This is a genomic window from Neisseria sp. P0021.S005, from assembly GCF_051956955.1.
On record NZ_JBQCWY010000392.1, the window covers coordinates 1 to 2,800 of the forward strand.

At 49.0% G+C, this 2,800-nt stretch carries 2 protein-coding genes; both read right to left on the reverse strand.

Annotated features, from left to right (window positions below):
* Positions 1–303: 303 nt before the first annotated feature.
* Positions 304–1,098: a formate/nitrite transporter family protein gene (locus ACTHUE_RS14630; protein WP_070460961.1), complete on the reverse strand. Its 795-nt coding sequence runs from the start codon at positions 1,096–1,098 to the stop codon at positions 304–306.
* Between the two features lie 251 nt (positions 1,099–1,349).
* The coding region (locus ACTHUE_RS14635; RefSeq protein WP_440423856.1) for a RelA/SpoT family protein at positions 1,350–2,800 on the reverse strand (1,451 nt) is incomplete at its 5' end.

A 2,800-nucleotide genomic window follows, 5' to 3' on the forward strand; every position in this document is an offset into this window, starting at 1 on the left:
AATCCATATTAAATTGTAAATAATTAAATTCAGAATACAGTAAATTTTTTGTTTTGCAAAGCACGGAACACGGGCTTTATGAAAAATCGTAGCGCTTTTGAGGGGAAGTTATTTGAAAACAAAAGATTGCAAAAATTATCTTAAATTGGAGAAAAGGAAAGACAATGAAACTATCTTTCCTATAAATGAAACGTTATGCAGAGAAAAAGCGTAATTATGCGACACGAAAGGAGCTGTTCAGACGGCCTGATAACGGCACTACCCCGTATTTCTGATGAATACGGGGTAGTGAGTCAGTTTAAACTAAATAGAAAAATCTTCTTTTAACAAATGTTTATAAGCGAAGAGATAGAAAGCGGCAACAAAAGACGATCCGCCGAGGACATTGCCTAAGAAGACGGGAATCATATTGTAGAAAAATTGACCCCAGCTGACATTTGCGCCTGCCCAAATACCGGCCGGAATGATGAACATATTGGCGACAAAGTGTTGGAAACCGATTAACACGAAGATCATGACCGGAAACCAAGTTGCCAAAATGCGGCCTGAAGTATGACGTGAGCCGAAATAGAACCAAATACCCATGCACACCATCCAGTTACATGCGATAGCGGAAACGAAGGCACGGCCAAAGTCCATATTAACTTTGGCTTCGGCAATGGCAATGGTTTTAGCCGCAGCCGCTCCCTCTGCCAAGCCGACATAGTGGCCGAGGAAATAGGCCATGGCAACAGCGCCTGCCAGATTGCCCAAGCTGACAATGAGCCAGTTGCGTACCAGTTTGTAGGTGCTGACGCGGCCGGTTAATCTGCCCAAAGCCATAATCATCATATTGCCTGTTGCCAGCTCACCGCCGCCGATTAAGATGCAAATCAGCGCAATCGGGAACACAGACGCACCCAAAAGGGCGGCCAGGCCGTTCCATTCGGCCGGAATGCCACTGATGACGCGCAGGCAGGCAAGATAGCCGAAGCCGACATAGCCGCCGCCTAAAAAACTCAAAATCACCAACATTTTGATGCTGAACTCAGACTTGGCGCAGCTCTTGCCGATGGCTTCCTGCAAAATCTCGTGAGGGTACAAATCTCGTGTATTCATGAGGCTCTCTTAAATTGGAAATATCTTGTTTATCATGAGGATAATAAGTTTGCCTGAGAATGATGCCGGTAGGAAATAACAACTGGTTGTAAGAATAGAAGAGGGGGTTATATATTGAGGTGACTAAGGCTGCGGCTGACTTTTTAAGAAAGATAAGTTGAAGCGTTGAGATATTGGTGTGTTAAAAACTTAAAAGGCCGTCTGAAAAAGTTGCTTTCAGACGGCCTTTAGATTTGCTTGGTGCGTTAGAACTACAAGCGCGTTACGCTTAAAACGCCTTTGATGTCGCCTAAGCTGGCTAATACGCGCGGCAGGTCATTGACTTGGCGGACTTCAAGGGTAAAGCGCATACTGGCTTCCAAATCACGCGATTGGGTTTGCACTGCGGTAACGTTGAGTTTATGACGCGCCAGCGCATCCGAAACATCGCGAAGCAAACCGGAGCGGTCTTGGGCGCGGATTTCAACATCGACGGCAAACACTTGTCCTTCTTGCAAGGCTGCCCAGCTTGCGTTCAACACTTTTTCCGGAGCCTGTTCGGCAAGGTGGCGGAAAGAAGGGCAGGTATTGCGGTGGACGGAAATACCGCGGTCGCGGGTAACAAAGCCCACAATATCGTCAGGAGGTGCCGGTTTGCAGCATTTGGCAAGTGTGGTCATTAAGCCGTCTTCGCCGTCAATCAAAATGCCGTTTTTGCCGCCTTTTTTGATTTTGGACTGCTTGACGATATTGGTTTCATCAATCGGCACAGGAGGCGGCTCATTCAGCGCACCGCAGGCTTTGTGGATGGCGCGGTTGGAAACTTCGCCCTGACCGATGGCCGTATAGAGTTCATCGGTTTTTTTGAAGCCGAGTTTTTCCGCCAATGCTTGCAGATTGGGTTTGGGGAAGATTTTTGACAACTGTTTGTCCAGCTGGGCGCGGCCTTCTTCGCGCACGGTATCCGCATTTTGCTGGCGGATATAGGCACGGATTTTGCTGATGGCGCGGTTGGATTTGACCCAGCCTTCGTAGAGCCAGTTGACGGAAGGATTTCCTTCTTTGGCGGTAATGATTTCAACGCGTTGGCCGTTTTCCAATGGTGTGGACAGCGGCACGATTTGTCCTTCGACTTTTGCGCCGCGGCAACGGTCGCCTACGCTGCTGTGCAGGGCATAGGCAAAGTCGATGGGGGTGGCGCCCGTAGGCAGGGAGAGGACTTTGCCGTGCGGGGTCAAAACATAAATCGTATCGTTGAACAGCTCGGTTTTAAAGGCGGCGGCAAGGTCTTCTTTGCCGCTTTCAGCCATGTTTTCGCGCCAGTCTAGGAGTTGGCGCAACCAAGCGATTTTTTGTTCGTAGGCGGAATCGCCTTTGCCGCCTTCTTTATAACGCCAGTGGGCGGCAACACCGAATTCATTGAATTGGTGCATGTCGAAGGTGCGGATTTGGACTTCCACACCTTTGTCTTCCGGGCCGACGATAACGGTGTGCAAACTTTTATAGCCGTTGCCTTTCGGGTTGGCGATATAGTCGTCAAACTCGCCCGGAATCGGCTGCCAGAGGCTGTGGACAATACCCAGCGTGGTGTAACACTCGGGAATGGTGTCCACCAAAATCCGCACAGCGCGGATGTCGAACAGGCCGTCGAAAGTGAGCTTTTTCTTCACCATTTTTTTGTAAATGGAGTAGATGTGCTTCGGTCTTCCGGCAACTTCAAAAT